Below are 14807 nucleotides of genomic sequence, written 5' to 3'. Positions count from 1 at the left end.
TTTCGCCGGACCATGCGTCCGGCGTACCAAGAATTCCCGGTCATGTCTGGCCGGGAATTTCCGGGGAAACCCGGAATTCCTGTCCGAGATTGCAGGTGGTTGGCCCTTAATCACTTTGCCTGCATGAGACGGGTAAGACCTGGATTTCGACCCCGTAGCGATACGCGGAAAAGATTCGGTTCGAACCTACCTTGCCTTGTGCCCCGGCCGAAAGGTCGAGCGCGAGGGGACAGGATCCTCGAGCGTCGCTCGGGATCTTCGACAAGAGGATCCCTGGCGGCAAAGGCAAACCCGATGGGGACTGCGGCAATCGTAGCCCCGTCAACTGGAGATAGGCAGTGGAAAGAGCGGAAAAACGCGAATTCGTCACGGAGCTGAACGAAGTCTTCAAGGCTTCCGGTTCGGTTGTCGTGGCCCGCTATGCCGGTATCACCGTTGCACAGATGAACGATCTTCGTTCGAAGATGCGTGCAGCGGGCGGAACCGTCAAAGTCGCGAAGAACCGCCTGGCCAAGATTGCCCTTCAGGGTACGGAGTCGGAAGGGATGTCTGATCTCTTCCAGGGTCAGACGCTCATTGCATACGCAAATGATCCGATGATCGCTCCGAAGGTTGCCATGGATTTCGCCAAGACCAACGACAAGCTCGTTGTTCTCGGCGGTACCATGGGCGCGACCACGCTCGACGCCGATGCAGTCAAGTCGCTTGCGACCCTGCCTTCGCTGGACGAGCTGCGTGCGAAGCTGCTGGGCCTGCTGAATGCCCCGGCAACGCGCGTCGCCACGGTCGTTGCAGCACCGGCAAGCCAGCTTGCTCGCGTGTTTGCAGCCTACGCCAAGAAGGACGAAGCCGCTTGAGGCGGTTTTTCGCTGTAAATCAAACAACCCAGTTCGAACCGAACAAAAGGAACTATCACAATGGCTGATCTCGCAAAGATCGTTGAAGACCTCTCCTCGCTGACCGTCCTGGAAGCTGCTGAGCTGTCCAAGATGCTCGAAGAAAAGTGGGGCGTTTCGGCTGCTGCTCCGGTAGCTGTTGCTGCCGCTGGCGGCGGTGCTGCTCCGGCTGCTGCTGAAGAAGAAAAGACCGAGTTCGACGTCATCCTCGTTGATGCCGGCGCGAACAAGATCAACGTCATCAAGGAAGTCCGCGCCATCACCGGCCTCGGCCTCAAGGAAGCCAAGGACCTCGTCGAAGGCGCTCCGAAGCCGGTCAAGGAAGCCGTTTCCAAGGCTGAAGCCGCTGACCTCAAGAAGAAGCTTGAAGACGCCGGCGCCAAGGTCGACGTCAAGTAATATCGGAATGTGCCGGGGAAGGGTCTCCTTCCCCGGTCATTTCCCCCGAACTGATTACCCAAGATCCGTCAAAAACGGCTCTTGGGTAATGGGTTCTCAAGAGGATGGTCCCAAACCGAACCGCTTCAGGCAATCCGGCCGGTGTGTTCGGGAGGCGGGACGAGATTGAGAATACCATTGATCGACGGGATCGACTGGCCAGCGAACCCCGTCCGTTGCAGGCCCGGATGCACAAAATTGAAGGAGCGACGATGGCTCAGACCCTTTCGTTTAACGGTCGTAGGCGCGTACGCAAGTTTTTTGGAAAAATTCCCGAAGTAGCAGAGATGCCGAACCTCATCGAGGTTCAGAAGGCATCTTATGATCAGTTTCTGATGGTCGACGAACCCGCGGGCGGCCGCCCGGACGAGGGCCTTCAGGCCGTATTCAAGTCGGTATTCCCGATCACCGACTTTTCCGGCGCGTCGATGCTGGAATTCGTCTCCTATGAGTTCGAGCCGCCGAAGTTCGACGTCGAGGAATGCCGTCAGCGCGACCTGACCTATGCCGCACCGCTCAAGGTGACGCTGCGCCTCATCGTGTTCGATATTGACGAGGATACCGGCGCGAAGTCGATCAAGGACATCAAGGAACAGAACGTCTACATGGGCGACATGCCGCTCATGACCGACAACGGTACCTTCATTGTCAACGGCACCGAGCGCGTCATCGTCTCGCAGATGCACCGTTCGCCGGGCGTCTTCTTCGACCACGACAAGGGCAAGAGCCATTCGTCCGGCAAGCTGCTCTTCGCAGCGCGCGTTATTCCGTACCGCGGCTCCTGGCTCGACATCGAATTCGACGCCAAGGACATCGTGCACGCCCGCATCGACCGTCGCCGCAAGATCCCGGTGACGTCGCTTCTGATGGCGCTCGGCATGGACGGCGAGGAAATTCTGTCGACCTTCTACACGCAGTCGCTCTACCAGCGCGACGGCGAAGGCTGGCGCGTGCCGTATCATCCGGACGCGTTGAAGGGCCAGAAGGCCATCGCCGACATGATTGACGCCGACACCGGCGAAGTCGTGGTCGAGGCTGGCAAGAAGCTAACCCCGCGTCTGCTCAAGCAGCTCACCGAAAAGGGCTTGAAGGCGCTGAAGGCGACCGACGACGATCTCTACGGCAACTACCTCGCCGAGGATGTCGTCAACTACTCGACGGGTGAAATCTATCTGGAAGCCGGAGACGAGATCGACGAGAAGACCCTCCCGGTCATCCTCTCGGCCGGCTTCGACGAAATCCCGGTTCTCGACATCGATCACATCAACGTCGGCGCCTATATCCGGAGCACACTCAACGTCGACAAGAACGAAAACCGTCAGGACGCGTTGTTCGACATCTACCGCGTCATGCGTCCGGGCGAGCCGCCGACGATGGATTCGGCCGAGGCGATGTTCCAGTCGCTGTTCTTCGATGCCGAGCGCTATGACCTGTCGGCCGTCGGCCGCGTCAAGATGAACATGCGTCTCGACCTTGACGTTGCCGATACCGTCCGCGTTCTGCGCAAGGAAGACATCCTGGCGGTCGTCAAGATGCTGGTCGACCTGCGCGACGGCAAGGGCGAGATCGACGACATCGACAACCTCGGCAACCGCCGCGTCCGTTCGGTCGGCGAGCTGATGGAGAACCAGTACCGTCTCGGCCTGCTGCGCATGGAGCGTGCGATCAAGGAACGCATGTCGTCGATTGAGATCGACACCGTCATGCCCCAGGACCTGATCAACGCGAAGCCGGCTGCCGCTGCGGTTCGCGAATTCTTCGGCTCCTCGCAGCTGTCGCAGTTCATGGACCAGGTGAACCCGCTGTCGGAAATCACCCACAAGCGCCGTCTCTCGGCCCTTGGCCCGGGTGGTCTGACCCGCGAGCGCGCCGGCTTCGAAGTCCGCGACGTTCACCCGACCCACTACGGCCGCATCTGCCCGATCGAGACGCCGGAAGGCCCGAACATCGGTCTGATCAACTCGCTTGCAACCTTCGCCCGCGTCAACAAGTACGGCTTCATCGAAAGCCCGTACCGTAAGATCGTGGACGGCAAGGTAACGACCGAAGTCGTCTACCTGTCGGCGATGGAAGAGGCCAAGTACCACGTCGCCCAGGCGAACTCGATCCTGGACGCCAACAACGAATTTGAAGAAGAATTCGTCGTTTGCCGTCACGCCGGCGAAGTCATGCTTGCGCCGCGCGACCAGATCAACCTGATGGACGTTTCGCCGAAGCAGCTCGTCTCCGTCGCGGCCGCGCTCATTCCGTTCCTCGAGAACGACGACGCCAACCGCGCGCTGATGGGTTCGAACATGCAGCGTCAGGCCGTTCCGCTTCTGCGGGCGGAAGCGCCGTTCGTCGGCACCGGCATGGAGCCGGTCGTCGCCCGTGACTCGGGTGCTGCGATCGCGGCACGCCGCGGCGGTGTCGTCGACCAGGTCGACGCGACCCGTATCGTTATCCGCGCCACCGAAGACCTCGATCCGTCGAAGTCGGGCGTCGATATCTACCGCCTGCAGAAGTTCCAGCGTTCCAACCAGAACACCTGCGTCAACCAGCGCCCGCTGGTCACCGTCGGTGACGTTCTGAACAAGGGCGACATCATTGCCGACGGTCCGTCGACCGACCTCGGCGATCTGGCGCTCGGCCGCAACGCGCTCGTCGCGTTCATGCCGTGGAACGGCTACAACTACGAAGACTCGATCCTGCTCTCCGAGCGCATCGTGTCCGACGACGTGTTCACCTCCATCCACATCGAAGAATTCGAAGTGATGGCGCGTGACACGAAGCTCGGTCCGGAAGAAATCACCCGCGACATTCCGAACGTTTCGGAAGAAGCGCTGAAGAATCTGGACGAAGCCGGCATCGTCTATATCGGCGCCGAGGTTCAGCCGGGTGACATCCTCGTCGGCAAGATCACGCCGAAGGGCGAAAGCCCGATGACGCCGGAAGAAAAGCTTCTGCGCGCCATCTTCGGTGAGAAGGCGTCCGACGTTCGTGACACCTCCATGCGCATGCCGCCGGGCACCTTCGGCACCGTCGTCGAAGTCCGCGTCTTCAACCGCCACGGCGTGGAGAAGGACGAGCGCGCGATGGCGATCGAGCGCGAGGAAATCGAGCGTCTCGCCAAGGACCGTGACGACGAGCAGGCGATCCTCGACCGCAACGTCTACGGCCGTCTGATCGACATGCTGCGTGGTCACGTGGCGGTTGCCGGTCCGAAGGGCTTCAAGAAGGGCACCGAGCTCTCCAACGCCGTCATCTCCGAATACCCCCGCTCGCAGTGGTGGATGTTCGCCGTCGAAGACGAGAAGGTTCAGGGCGAGATCGAGGCGCTTCGCGGCCAGTACGACGAATCCAAGTCGCGCCTTGAGCAGCGCTTCATGGACAAGGTCGAGAAGGTCCAGCGCGGCGACGAAATGCCTCCGGGCGTGATGAAGATGGTCAAGGTCTTCGTCGCGGTGAAGCGCAAGATCCAGCCGGGCGACAAGATGGCCGGCCGTCACGGCAACAAGGGCGTCGTGTCGCGCATCGTTCCGGTCGAGGACATGCCGTTCCTCGAAGACGGCACGCATGTCGACATCGTGCTGAACCCGCTGGGCGTGCCCTCGCGCATGAATGTCGGCCAGATCCTGGAGACGCACCTCGGCTGGGCTTGTGCCGGCATGGGCAAGCAGATCGGCGAGATGCTGGACGCCTACAAGGCAGGCGCCGACATCCAACCGCTGCGCGACACCATCGACAGCGTCATCGGTTCCGGCCCGAAGGGTGAGCCGATCAAGCAGTACGACGATGAGTCGATCGTTAAGCTTGCCGAACAGACCCGTCGTGGCGTGTCGATCGCGACCCCGGTGTTCGACGGTGCCGTCGAGAAGGACGTCAACGAGATGCTCGCACAGGCCGGCCTCAAGGTCACCGGTCAGTCGACGCTCTATGACGGCCGTACCGGCGACCAGTTCGACCGCCAGGTCACCGTCGGCTACATCTACATGCTGAAGCTGAACCACCTCGTGGACGACAAGATCCACGCCCGTTCGATCGGCCCGTACTCGCTCGTGACCCAGCAGCCGCTGGGTGGCAAGGCGCAGTTCGGCGGTCAGCGCTTCGGGGAAATGGAGGTCTGGGCGCTCGAAGCCTACGGCGCCGCCTACACCCTGCAGGAGATGCTGACGGTGAAGTCGGACGACGTGGCGGGTCGTACCAAGGTGTACGAGGCGATCGTGCGTGGCGACGACACCTTCGAGGCCGGCATTCCGGAGAGCTTCAACGTTCTCGTCAAGGAAATGCGCTCGCTGGGTCTGTCGGTCGAGCTGGAGAACTCGAAGGTCGAGCAGACCGCCGAGGGCCAGCTTTCGGACGCCGCCGAGTAAGCTTCACGGGCGCGCGCTGCGATGTGGCGCGCACCGTTCCTGTTCCGCCGTAACGGCGGGGCAGGGGCTTGGCTGCTTCTTCGGGAGCGGCACTATCCGTTTCAAGCGGCATTGCGGCACCCGGGTATCGCCGCATTCGCCCGCTAAGCTGAGGGCCTCAGGCCCACAAAGGAGACAGGCATGAACCAAGAGGTCATGAATCTTTTCAATCCGCAGGTGCCTGCACAGACCTTCGATTCCATCCGGATCTCGATTGCGTCGCCGGAGAAGATTCTTTCCTGGTCTTATGGCGAGATCAAGAAGCCGGAGACGATCAACTACCGCACGTTCAAGCCGGAACGCGACGGTCTCTTCTGCGCGCGCATCTTCGGGCCGATCAAGGACTACGAGTGCCTGTGCGGCAAGTACAAGCGCATGAAGTACAAGGGCATCATCTGCGAAAAGTGCGGCGTCGAAGTCACGCTGTCGCGCGTTCGCCGCGAGCGCATGGGCCACATCGAGCTCGCAGCGCCCGTTGCCCACATCTGGTTCCTGAAGTCGTTGCCCTCGCGCATCTCGACGCTGCTCGACATGACGCTGAAGGATGTCGAGCGCGTTCTCTACTTCGAGAACTACATCGTCACCGAGCCGGGCCTGACGGCGCTGAAGGAAAACCAGCTTCTTTCCGAAGAAGAGTACATGATCGCGGTCGATGAATATGGCGAGGACCAGTTCACCGCCATGATCGGCGCCGAGGCGATCTACGAGATGCTCGCTTCGATGAACCTTGAGAAGATCGCGGGCGACCTGCGCGCCGAGCTTGCCGACACCACGTCGGATCTCAAGCAGAAGAAGCTGATGAAGCGCCTGAAGATCGTCGAGAACTTCATCGAGTCCGGCAATCGTCCGGAATGGATGATCATGAAGGTCGTCCCGGTGATCCCGCCGGACCTGCGTCCGCTGGTTCCGCTCGATGGCGGCCGCTTCGCGACGTCCGACCTCAACGATCTCTATCGCCGCGTCATCAACCGCAACAACCGTCTGAAGCGGCTGATCGAGCTGCGCGCACCGGGCATCATCATCCGCAACGAGAAGCGCATGCTTCAGGAGTCGGTGGACGCCCTGTTCGACAACGGCCGCCGCGGCCGCGTCATCACCGGTGCCAACAAGCGTCCGCTGAAGTCGCTGTCCGACATGCTCAAGGGCAAGCAGGGCCGCTTCCGCCAGAACCTGCTCGGCAAGCGCGTCGACTATTCCGGCCGTTCGGTCATCGTGACCGGTCCGGAACTGAAGCTGCATCAGTGCGGCCTACCGAAGAAGATGGCGCTCGAGCTGTTCAAGCCGTTCATCTACGCCCGCCTCGACGCGAAGGGTTTCTCCTCGACCGTCAAGCAGGCCAAGAAGCTGGTCGAGAAGGAAAAGCCGGAAGTCTGGGATATCCTCGACGAGGTCATCCGCGAGCATCCGGTTCTGCTGAACCGCGCGCCGACGCTGCACCGCCTGGGCATCCAGGCCTTCGAACCGATCCTGGTCGAAGGCAAGGCGATCCAGCTGCACCCGCTGGTCTGCACCGCCTTCAACGCCGACTTCGACGGCGACCAGATGGCTGTTCACGTGCCGCTGTCGCTCGAAGCCCAGCTTGAAGCCCGCGTGCTGATGATGTCGACCAACAACATCCTGCATCCGGCAAACGGCGCCCCGATCATCGTTCCCTCGCAGGACATGGTTCTCGGCCTGTACTACCTGTCGATCATGAACCAGAACGAGCCGGGCGAAGGCATGGCCTTCTCCGATCTCGGCGAGCTGCAGCACGCGCTTGAAACCAAGTCCGTGACCCTGCACGCCAAGATCAAGGGCCGCTACAAGACCGTCGACGCCGAGGGCAACCCGGTCTCGAAGATCTACGAGACGACCCCGGGCCGCCTGATGATCGGCGAACTGCTGCCGAAGAGCGCCAACGTGCCGTTCGACATCTGCAACCAGGAAATGACCAAGAAGAACATCTCCAAGATGATCGACACGGTCTATCGCCACTGCGGCCAGAAGGACACGGTCATCTTCTGCGACCGGATCATGCAGCTCGGCTTCACCCACGCCTGCAAGGCCGGCATTTCGTTCGGCAAGGACGACATGGTCATTCCGGACACCAAGGTGAAGATCGTCGGAGATACCGAAGCGCTCGTGAAGGAATACGAGCAGCAGTACAACGACGGCCTGATCACCCAGGGCGAGAAGTACAACAAGGTCGTCGACGCCTGGGGCAAGGCCACCGAAAAGGTCGCCGAGGATATGATGGCCCGCATTAAGGCCGTCGAGTTCGACTCGGAAACCGGTCGTCAGAAGCCGATGAACGCGATCTACATGATGTCCCACTCGGGCGCCCGTGGTTCGCCGAACCAGATGCGTCAGCTGGGCGGAATGCGCGGCCTCATGGCCAAGCCGTCGGGCGAGATCATCGAGACGCCGATCATTTCGAACTTCAAGGAAGGCCTGACCGTGAACGAGTACTTCAACTCGACGCACGGTGCTCGTAAGGGTCTGGCAGATACCGCCTTGAAGACCGCGAACTCCGGTTACCTGACCCGTCGTCTCGTCGACGTGGCCCAGGACTGCATCGTCAACTCCGTCGATTGCGGCACCGACAAGGGCCTCACGATGACGGCGATCGTCGATGCCGGTCAGGTCGTGGCTTCGATCGGCACTCGCGTTCTCGGCCGTACCGCACTTGACGACATCGATCATCCGGTCACGGGTGCGCGCATCGTCGATGCCGGCAAGATGATCCTCGAGGCCGACGTCGTCGAGATCGAGAAGGCTGGTATCCAGTCGATCCGCATCCGCTCGGCGCTGACCTGCGAAATCCAGACCGGCGTCTGCGGCGTCTGCTACGGTCGCGACCTTGCACGTGGCACACCCGTCAACATGGGCGAAGCCGTTGGCGTCATCGCGGCACAGTCGATCGGTGAACCGGGCACCCAGCTCACCATGCGTACCTTCCACCTTGGCGGCACGGCGACCGTGGTCGACCAGTCGTTCCTGGAAGCATCGTATGAAGGCACGGTGCAGATGAAGAACCGCAACATGCTGCGCAACTCCGACGGAAACCTCGTCGCGATGGGCCGTAACATGGCGATCACCATCCTCGACGAGCGTGGCGTTGAGCGTTCCTCGCAGCGCGTTGCCTACGGTTCGAAGATCTTCGTTGACGATGGCGACAAGGTGAAGCGCGGTCAGCGTCTCGCCGAATGGGATCCCTACACCCGTCCGATGATGACGGAAGTGGAAGGCACCGTTCACTTCGAGGACGTGGTCGACGGCATCTCCGTTCTGGAAGCAACCGACGAGTCCACTGGCATCACCAAGCGCCAGGTTATCGACTGGCGTTCGACGCCGCGTGGCACCGACCTGAAGCCCGCGATCGTCATCAAGGACAAGAACGGCGCCGTTGCCAAGCTTGCCCGTGGTGGTGAAGCCCGCTTCATGCTGTCGGTCGACGCGATCCTTTCGGTCGAGCCCGGCAACAAGGTCAGCCAGGGTGACGTGCTTGCCCGTTCGCCGCTGGAAAGCGCCAAGACCAAGGACATCACCGGTGGTCTGCCGCGTGTTGCCGAACTGTTCGAGGCACGTCGTCCGAAGGATCACGCCGTCATCGCAGAGATCGATGGTACGGTCCGTTTCGGCCGCGACTACAAGAACAAGCGCCGCATCACGATCGAGCCGGCGGAAGACGGTGTCGATCCGGTCGAGTACCTGATCCCGAAGGGCAAGCCCTTCCACCTTCAGGACGGCGACTACATCGAAAAGGGTGACTACATCCTCGACGGCAATCCGGCGCCGCACGACATCCTGGCGATCAAGGGCGTCGAAGCGCTTGCTTCGTACCTCGTCAACGAGATTCAGGAAGTCTATCGGTTGCAGGGCGTTTTGATCAACGACAAGCACATCGAGGTGATCGTTCGCCAGATGCTGCAAAAGGTCGAGATCACCGATGCGGGCGACAGCACCTACATCGTCGGCGACAACGTCGACCGGATCGAACTGGAAGACGTCAACGACCGCCTGATCGAGGAAGGCAAGAAGCCTGCCTTCGGCGACCCGGTTCTGCTCGGCATCACCAAGGCGTCGCTGCAGACCCCGTCCTTCATCTCCGCCGCATCCTTCCAGGAAACGACGAAGGTGCTGACGGAAGCTGCGATCGCCGGGAAGACGGATGGCCTGCAGGGTCTGAAGGAGAACGTCATCGTCGGCCGCCTGATCCCGGCCGGCACCGGCGGAACCATGACCCAGATCCGCCGCATCGCGACGGCTCGCGACGAGATGATCCTCGATGAGCGCCGCAAGTCGACGGGGGCGGCTGTTGCCACCCCGATGCTTGCGGACCTGGCCGAAGACGTCAGCGTCCCGGTCGGTGAGTAAGCTGGCCGTTGCGCCGCGCGCCGCGCGGCTGATTTGACAAAGCAGAACGCCCGGAGAGATCCGGGCGTTTTTTTATGGGCGGATTTCGCGGCATCTTTTCAGCATCGCGGGCCATTGACGTCGATCCGAGGCTGCGGCGAACGGCAGCCCACGATTGGCAGTGCACGGGAAAATTTGCAGGTCTAACCCAAATGGGGGTGGCAGGCACAACGCATTGCACGCAAAAGTTACGGCGCAACTTACAATCCAGAGGGGAATTCGATGGCAGATGAAGTGAAATGCATACTGCACCCTGCTGAATCGCATTTGGGTGCCGTCAATGGAAGCGTGCCGATACTGATCTCAAAAACCGCGACAAAGGCGATCTATCGTGACGCCCGCGGTGGCGAGATCCTCTTGAGGGGGAGGGGATTCCAATACGAAGGCGATGTCGCCGTCGGTGGTACCGTCACAGGTGCCACCTTCAGCGACAGAGCAGGAGCCGTTTATCTCGCTTGGGAGGCCTAGCCTCCCGAGAGCTTCGCCGATCGACGCGGACAGGGACGCGCTAGGGGGCTGTGGCGATCGGCGAAGCCGCATTGGGATGACCTGCATGAGCCGGCTATTGGGGAACAGGCCGGCGGCGATCAGGCAAAGCGAATGATCGCAACCTCACCTTCAAGCGCCCCCTGATACGCGGAAGCGTGCGGTTCGTCTTCGGGCGCGCCGGACAGCGTACCGATCTGATCAAGGTCGGCCTCCAGAAATCCTTCCTCCGCCAGCGCATTGAGAGCCTCGCGAACCGCACTGTCGTCGTCCGGAGCCCGCAACATGACGTGGATGTCGATGCCTTCCTCGTCGCCATCGCGCTCATAGGCCTTGCCGATGATGATGAACACCATTGCGTCCTCGGTATTGTCGTTGTCGGGCGAGATGGTCATGATGCTGTCCTTCGGAATGCTGCGAGCGTGCAAGAGCCGTCCTGCATACGCCGATTGCCGCCAAATGGAAAGTGACGCCGAAAAATGCGCGGCTGCCACCGGCGTCGATGGGCCGGCGCAGATCGGCATTGATTCCTTCTTCACGATTCTTTAAGAATGGCCGTGCAAGAGGCTTCGCTCCAAGCTGGATAGCAGTTTTAAGAGCAAGCCTCAGGTATCGACGCGTAAACCCCGCTTTTCAGGGCTTTCGACGTCCTGCGCGCAAGAATATTTCCCGGCTCCCCTTGACGCCAGGGGTTTAAGTCAGTAGATGGCACGCGCATCGGAGCCCATGTGAGGCTGGCTGGTTCGGTTCGACTCGTTCTGAAGTTCGCCTCAAACAAGGCTCCAACGCACGTTGAAGACATGACTGCTGCACGCATGACGCGGGAATATCGCGTCCTCTGCCTTTGAGGGCCATCTGCGATAAGCGGATCGGTCCTGTTTTGCGCATGAACGCAGGCGTGTGGCAATCACCGGAAACGGTACATTTCCGCCCGGAAGGGTAAACGAGACAAATTGCAAGGGATGGTTATATGCCTACCGTACAACAGCTGATCCGTAAGCCGCGTCAGGCACAGGTAAAGCGCAACAAGGTTCCCGCTCTTCAGGAGAACCCGCAGAAGCGCGGCGTATGCACCCGCGTCTACACGACGACCCCGAAGAAGCCGAACTCGGCTCTGCGTAAGGTCGCCAAGATTCGCCTGACCAACGGCTTCGAAGTCATTGGTTACATCCCGGGCGAAGGCCATAACCTTCAGGAGCACTCCGTGGTCATGATCCGCGGCGGCCGCGTGAAGGACCTTCCGGGTGTGCGTTACCACATCATCCGCGGCGTTCTCGATACCCAGGGTGTCAAGAACCGCAAGCAGCGCCGCTCCAAGTACGGCGCGAAGCGTCCGAAGTAATCAGTCACCGGCGCCATTTCGCTGGAACCCATTCTAAGTTGAGAGACGAAAAGTATGTCCCGTCGCCATAAAGCAGAAAAGCGCGAGATCAACCCGGACCCGAAGTTCGGCGACCTCGTAGTCACCAAGTTCATGAATGCCATCATGCTGGACGGCAAGAAGTCCGTCGCCGAAACGATCGTTTACGGCGCCTTCGATGTTGTCCAGGGCAAGTCCAAGCAGGATCCGGTGACGGTATTCCATTCTGCTCTCGACAACGTCGCTCCGCACGTCGAAGTGCGCTCGCGCCGCGTCGGTGGTGCGACCTACCAGGTTCCGGTCGACGTTCGTCCGGAGCGCCGCCAGGCTCTCGCAATCCGTTGGCTGATCGCCGCGGCGCGCAAGCGCAACGAAACCACCATGGTCGAGCGCCTTTCGGGCGAACTCATGGACGCGGCAAACAACCGCGGCAGCGCCGTCAAGAAGCGCGAAGACACGCACAAGATGGCCGATGCCAACCGTGCGTTCTCGCACTACCGTTGGTAATCTCGAAAAAGGCAGTCCCTTATGGCACGCGAATACAAGATCGAAGACTACCGTAACTTCGGTATCATGGCGCACATCGACGCCGGCAAGACGACGACGACCGAGCGCATCCTCTATTACACCGGCAAGTCGCACAAGATGGGCGAGACCCACGACGGCGCCTCGACGATGGACTGGATGGAGCAGGAGCAGGAGCGCGGCATCACCATCACGTCCGCCGCCACCACGACCTACTGGAAGGGCCGTGACGGCAAGATGCGCCGCTTCAACATCATCGACACCCCCGGCCACGTTGACTTCACTATTGAAGTCGAGCGCTCGCTGCGTGTTCTCGACGGCGCTGTCGCGCTGCTCGACTCCAACGCCGGCGTCGAGCCGCAGACGGAGACCGTCTGGCGCCAGGCCGAGAAGTATCATGTTCCGCGCATGATCTTCTGCAACAAGATGGACAAGACCGGCGCCGATTTCTATCGCTGCCTGAGCATGATCAAGTCGCGTCTGGGTGCGATCCCGGTTGCGATGCAGCTGCCGATCGGCGCCGAAAGCGATTTCCAGGGCGTCGTCGACCTGATCGAAATGAACGCCCTCGTCTGGCGCGACGAAGCGCTTGGTGCGCAGTGGGACGTTGTTGAGATCCCGGAAGACATGAAGGCCCAGGCCGAAGAATATCGCGAGAAGCTGATCGAGACCGTGGTCGAGATCGACGAAGCCGCGATGGAAGCCTATCTCGAAGGCCAGATGCCTGACAACGACAAGATCCGCGAACTCGTTCGTCGCGGCACGATCGACGTCAAGTTCCACCCGGTCTTCTGCGGCACCGCCTTCAAGAACAAGGGCGTCCAGCCGCTCCTCGACGCGGTCGTCGACTACCTGCCGTCGCCGGTCGATATCCCGGCCATCAAGGGCATCGACGCCAAGACGGAAGCTGAAATCGAGCGTCATTCCGACGACAACGAGCCGCTGTCCTTGCTGGCGTTCAAGATCATGAACGACCCCTTCGTCGGTTCGCTCACCTTCTGCCGCATCTACTCGGGCAAGCTCGAGAAGGGCGCTTCGGTGATGAACACGGTCAAGGAAAAGCGCGAGCGCGTCGGCCGTATGCTGCAGATGCACTCCAACTCGCGTGAAGACATCGAAGAAGCCTTCGCGGGCGACATCGTTGCTCTGGCCGGTCTGAAGGAAACCACCACCGGTGACACGCTCTGCGACCCGCTGAAGCCGGTCATTCTTGAGCGCATGGAGTTCCCGGAGCCGGTCATCCAGATCGCGATCGAGCCGAAGTCCAAGGGCGACCAGGAAAAGATGGGCCTCGCGCTCAACCGTCTGGCCGCCGAGGACCCGTCCTTCCGCGTCAAGACCGACCAGGAATCCGGCCAGACGATCATCGCCGGCATGGGCGAGCTTCACCTCGACATCCTCGTTGACCGCATGCGTCGCGAGTTCAAGGTCGAAGCAAACGTCGGTGCACCGCAGGTTGCCTACCGCGAAACGATCACCAAGGCTTGCGAAGAAGACTACACGCACAAGAAGCAGACCGGTGGTACCGGCCAGTTCGCCCGCGTCAAGATCATCTTCGAACCGAATCCGGAAGGCGAAGACTTCAAGTTCGAGTCCAAGATCGTCGGCGGTGCGGTTCCGAAGGAATACATCCCGGGCGTTCAGAAGGGCATCGAAAGCGTTCTGACGTCTGGTCCGCTTGCCGGCTTCCCGATGCTGGGCGTCAAGGCGACCCTCATCGACGGTGCGTTCCACGACGTCGACTCGTCGGTCCTCGCCTTCGAAATCGCCTCGCGTGCCTGCTTCCGTGAAGCGGCAAAGAAGGCCGGAGCTCAGCTCCTCGAGCCGATGATGAAGGTCGAGGTCGTGACCCCGGAAGATTACGTCGGCGACGTGATCGGCGATCTGAACTCGCGTCGTGGTCAGATCCAGGGTCAGGAAGCGCGTGGCGTGGCGGTTGTCATCAACGCTCACGTGCCGCTGGCAAACATGTTCAAGTACGTCGACAACCTGCGCTCGATGTCTCAGGGCCGCGCGCAGTACACGATGACGTTCGATCACTATGCGCCGGTTCCGTCGAACGTAGCGCAGGAAATCCAGGCGAAGTATTCCGGTCAGAAGTGACCGGAATACGCCATCCGAAACGATTTGAACTATTCCCCCTCCAGGGGGCAGATATGGAGAGCCGGAAATGGCAAAAGGTAAGTTTGAGCGCAACAAGCCTCACGTAAACATCGGCACGATCGGCCACGTCGACCATGGCAAGACGTCGACGACGGCGGCGATCACGAAGTACTTCGGCGAGTTCAAGGCGTATGACCAGATCGACGCCGCTCC

Annotated in this window: 11 protein-coding genes; 10 read left to right on the top strand and 1 reads right to left on the bottom strand. The window is 60.9% G+C overall.

What is annotated here, in order from left to right; genetic code table 11:
• Window positions 1–338: 338 nt before the first annotated feature.
• From rplJ to AC1DDS_RS00035, 5 genes are all read left to right on the top strand, one after another.
• Entirely contained in the window at window positions 339–857 is a 519-nt protein-coding gene (gene rplJ, locus AC1DDS_RS00055) for a 50S ribosomal protein L10 (RefSeq protein WP_477477041.1), read from the top strand.
• A 60-nt stretch (window positions 858–917) separates the two neighbouring features.
• Window positions 918–1295 carry a 50S ribosomal protein L7/L12 gene (gene rplL / locus AC1DDS_RS00050; protein WP_310423682.1) on the top strand — a complete coding sequence of 126 codons (378 nt, stop codon included), beginning with the start codon at window positions 918–920 and terminating at the stop codon, window positions 1293–1295.
• Between the two features lie 251 nt (window positions 1296–1546).
• A complete protein-coding gene (gene rpoB, locus AC1DDS_RS00045) occupies window positions 1547–5686 on the top strand; it encodes a DNA-directed RNA polymerase subunit beta (protein ID WP_477477040.1) in 4140 nt (1379 codons plus the stop codon).
• Between the two features lie 180 nt (window positions 5687–5866).
• On the top strand, window positions 5867–10081 hold the full coding sequence (gene rpoC, locus AC1DDS_RS00040; protein WP_477477039.1) for a DNA-directed RNA polymerase subunit beta': 4215 nt from the start codon (window positions 5867–5869) through the stop codon (window positions 10079–10081).
• A gap of 261 nt (window positions 10082–10342) precedes the next feature.
• Window positions 10343–10588 (top strand): hypothetical protein, encoded by a 246-nt coding sequence (locus AC1DDS_RS00035; RefSeq protein ID WP_477477038.1) that lies wholly within the window; start codon window positions 10343–10345, stop codon window positions 10586–10588.
• A gap of 119 nt (window positions 10589–10707) precedes the next feature.
• Here AC1DDS_RS00035 and AC1DDS_RS00030 read toward each other — a convergent pair whose 3' ends face one another.
• The gene (locus tag AC1DDS_RS00030) at window positions 10708–11001 is read right to left on the bottom strand and encodes a transcriptional regulator (RefSeq protein WP_310423672.1); all 294 of its coding nucleotides are present in this window, start codon (window positions 10999–11001) and stop codon (window positions 10708–10710) included.
• Between AC1DDS_RS00030 and AC1DDS_RS00025 the strand changes: the two genes are divergently transcribed.
• The 5 genes from AC1DDS_RS00025 to AC1DDS_RS00005 form a co-directional block, all read left to right on the top strand.
• On the top strand, window positions 11000–11155 hold the full coding sequence (locus AC1DDS_RS00025; protein ID WP_477477037.1) for a hypothetical protein: 156 nt from the start codon (window positions 11000–11002) through the stop codon (window positions 11153–11155). The two genes, AC1DDS_RS00030 and AC1DDS_RS00025, sit on opposite strands and share 2 nt — an antisense overlap.
• Before the next feature lie 421 nt (window positions 11156–11576).
• Window positions 11577–11948, top strand: coding sequence for a 30S ribosomal protein S12 (rpsL, locus tag AC1DDS_RS00020; RefSeq protein ID WP_108001311.1), 372 nt, complete (start codon window positions 11577–11579; stop codon window positions 11946–11948).
• Window positions 11949–12002: 54 nt separating this feature from the next.
• Window positions 12003–12473, top strand: a complete 471-nt coding sequence (gene rpsG, locus AC1DDS_RS00015) for a 30S ribosomal protein S7 (protein WP_192244053.1) — start codon at window positions 12003–12005, stop codon at window positions 12471–12473.
• Between the two features lie 21 nt (window positions 12474–12494).
• The gene (gene fusA / locus AC1DDS_RS00010) at window positions 12495–14594 is read left to right on the top strand and encodes an elongation factor G (RefSeq protein ID WP_310423668.1); all 2100 of its coding nucleotides are present in this window, start codon (window positions 12495–12497) and stop codon (window positions 14592–14594) included.
• Window positions 14595–14661: 67 nt separating this feature from the next.
• The coding region (locus AC1DDS_RS00005; protein WP_477477730.1) for a GTP-binding protein at window positions 14662–14807 on the top strand (146 nt) is incomplete at its 3' end.

It is taken from the genome of Mycoplana sp. 10N416 (genome assembly GCF_056394765.1).
Note: the sequence above shows the minus strand (reverse complement) of the source record. Positions and strands in the feature narration are given on the sequence as shown.

Coding starts and splice junctions, on each gene's coding strand:
- rplL (WP_310423682.1), top strand. CDS start 918: ATGGCTGATCTCGCAAAGATCGTTGAAGACCTCTCCTCGCTGACCGTC.
- rpoB (WP_477477040.1), top strand. CDS start 1,547: ATGGCTCAGACCCTTTCGTTTAACGGTCGTAGGCGCGTACGCAAGTTT.
- rpoC (WP_477477039.1), top strand. CDS start 5,867: ATGAACCAAGAGGTCATGAATCTTTTCAATCCGCAGGTGCCTGCACAG.
- AC1DDS_RS00035 (WP_477477038.1), top strand. CDS start 10,343: ATGGCAGATGAAGTGAAATGCATACTGCACCCTGCTGAATCGCATTTG.
- AC1DDS_RS00025 (WP_477477037.1), top strand. CDS start 11,000: ATGATGCTGTCCTTCGGAATGCTGCGAGCGTGCAAGAGCCGTCCTGCA.
- AC1DDS_RS00030 (WP_310423672.1), bottom strand. CDS start 11,001: ATGACCATCTCGCCCGACAACGACAATACCGAGGACGCAATGGTGTTC.
- rpsL (WP_108001311.1), top strand. CDS start 11,577: ATGCCTACCGTACAACAGCTGATCCGTAAGCCGCGTCAGGCACAGGTA.
- rpsG (WP_192244053.1), top strand. CDS start 12,003: ATGTCCCGTCGCCATAAAGCAGAAAAGCGCGAGATCAACCCGGACCCG.
- fusA (WP_310423668.1), top strand. CDS start 12,495: ATGGCACGCGAATACAAGATCGAAGACTACCGTAACTTCGGTATCATG.